Below are 1,939 nucleotides of genomic sequence, written 5' to 3'. Positions count from 1 at the left end.
AGAAACCTTCATCGCCACCGCCGGACGCAAGACCAAAGCCGGGCAACTGGTGCGCTTGCTGAATATCCCGTTAAGTAAGGCGGTGCGCTTTCATGAACACCAGACAGGGAAAGAACACGCCGACGCGCTGAAAGATGCTTATCAGCACCATCATGGCGCTGCCGGGAGGGAGTGGATCAGATGGCTTTCAGACCACCAGCAACAGGCGATTGATGTCGTTCGTGAGTGTGAAGCCCGCTGGCGCAGTCTAATCCCTGCCGACTATGGGGAACAGGTTCACCGTGTAGGGGCAAGATTTGCCATTCTGGAGGCCGCTTTACTACTGGGTGGCGTGGTTACTGGCTGGGATGCTCAAACGTGTCGGGATGCGATACAGCACACCTATAACGCATGGCTGAAAGAGTTTGGCACGGGGAACAAAGAGCACCAGCAGATAATTGAGCAGACAGAAGCGTTTTTAAATGCCTATGGGCTGAGTCGATTCGCGCCGTTCCCCTACAGTTCTGCCGACATGCCCGTTAAGGATCTGGCGGGGTATCGCCAGAAGGGGAGCCACGACAGCGACCCTATAATCTTCTACACCTTTCGCGGCGCATTCGAAAAGGAGATCGCGCAGAACTTTAACCCGACGCAGTTCGCCGAAGTTCTGAAAAATGCCGGGATGCTGAAACCGCCAGCCAGCGGGCGTGGTTATCAGCGTAAATCACCGCGAATCGACGGGCGACAGATTAACGTTTACGTCCTGACCTTCCGACCAGAGGATTATGCCCCACCAGAGGAATAGCATTTCTCACATACGTAAAAATGGTGTTGGTTCAGTTGGTTCAGTTGGTTTAATATGTAAAGATTATTGTTTTATAAGAGTTTTTATTTTCATTCTGAACCAACGCTGAACCAACAAATGCTCGTTTTGAACCAACATGTTTTGATAAGGGCATTCACTCTGGCAGGCAGTGAACCAACAGAAAGCCCTGCTGAACCAACACAAAATCGCTGATGTTGGTTCAGAAAAAACCAGTGCTGGCGCGGGCTGGCGGGCAGTGAACCAACTGAACCAACTGAACCGACACTATTTCTGCTTACTATGAAAAAAATCGGCAGGTGTCCCACAATAAGACGGAGCCGGGTAATCTTCATTAGCAAAACTAATAATTCGAGGTATTCGCAAAATGACAGCACAGATATCAGCCTACGGGCGTTTAGTCGCAGACCCGCAGACCCGCACCACAGCAAACGGTACAAGCATGGCAATGGGGCGTTTAGCGGTGGCACTGCCATGCCATGCAGCAGAGGGCGGAGAGGTTACTTTCTGGCTGGGCGTGGTGGCATTCGGCAAACAGGCCGACGCACTGGCAGGACACGTTAAAGGCGATTTAGTCAGTGTTGCCGGAGCGATGCAGATCAATCAGTGGACGGGCAAGGATGGCGGTACACAGCAAGGTTATCAGGTAGTAGCCGACAGCGTGATCAGCGCCAGAACGGTACGCCCCGGCGGGAAGCGGGCCGAGTCAGTCAAAGCAAGCGGAGCCAGCAGGGGCCACGAAACGCAATCCGCGCCGGGATGGGAGCTATATAACACCCCTGATGATTTTGACCAGCGCCCACCATTCGACGATGAAACGCCATTCTGAGGGAGATAACGCCTTTCGGTTAAATGATGGTAAGAAGCAACGACAGGCCACCAGCGGGGGCGACAGTTCGCAGTAAGGTTCGCAGCAAAACTGCGCATTCAACGTGCGTACCATCTGACGAATTCTAACGGCGGCAATGCGAATTCGCAAAATAGCGGAGAGGCTTGATATTTCTGGCTATGGTGTAATCCATTCGCATTCACAAAAAATCTGCGCAAAACGAAACGGATACCAATGCGCAAACCATCCTCAACCCGCGCGGTTACTGGCTTTATTGATGTGAAATTGCAAAATTGGTGCGCAATTTA

The 1,939-nt window shown here is 52.1% G+C and carries 1 protein-coding gene and 1 pseudogene; both read left to right on the top strand.

Features of this window, described 5'->3' with window-relative positions; translation table 11 throughout:
- Nucleotides 1-784: pseudogene (locus HX884_RS26250) on the top strand (DUF927 domain-containing protein); the annotation flags it as partial.
- Between the two features lie 385 nt (nucleotides 785-1,169).
- Complete coding sequence (locus HX884_RS26245) at nucleotides 1,170-1,631, top strand: single-stranded DNA-binding protein (protein WP_178329020.1); 462 nt, start codon at nucleotides 1,170-1,172, stop codon at nucleotides 1,629-1,631.
- Nucleotides 1,632-1,939 lie beyond the last annotated feature (308 nt).

The sequence above is a fragment of the Enterobacter sp. SECR19-1250 genome (genome assembly GCF_013391025.1).
GTDB lineage: Bacteria > Pseudomonadota > Gammaproteobacteria > Enterobacterales > Enterobacteriaceae > Enterobacter > Enterobacter cloacae.
Note: the sequence above shows the minus strand (reverse complement) of the source record. Positions and strands in the feature narration are given on the sequence as shown.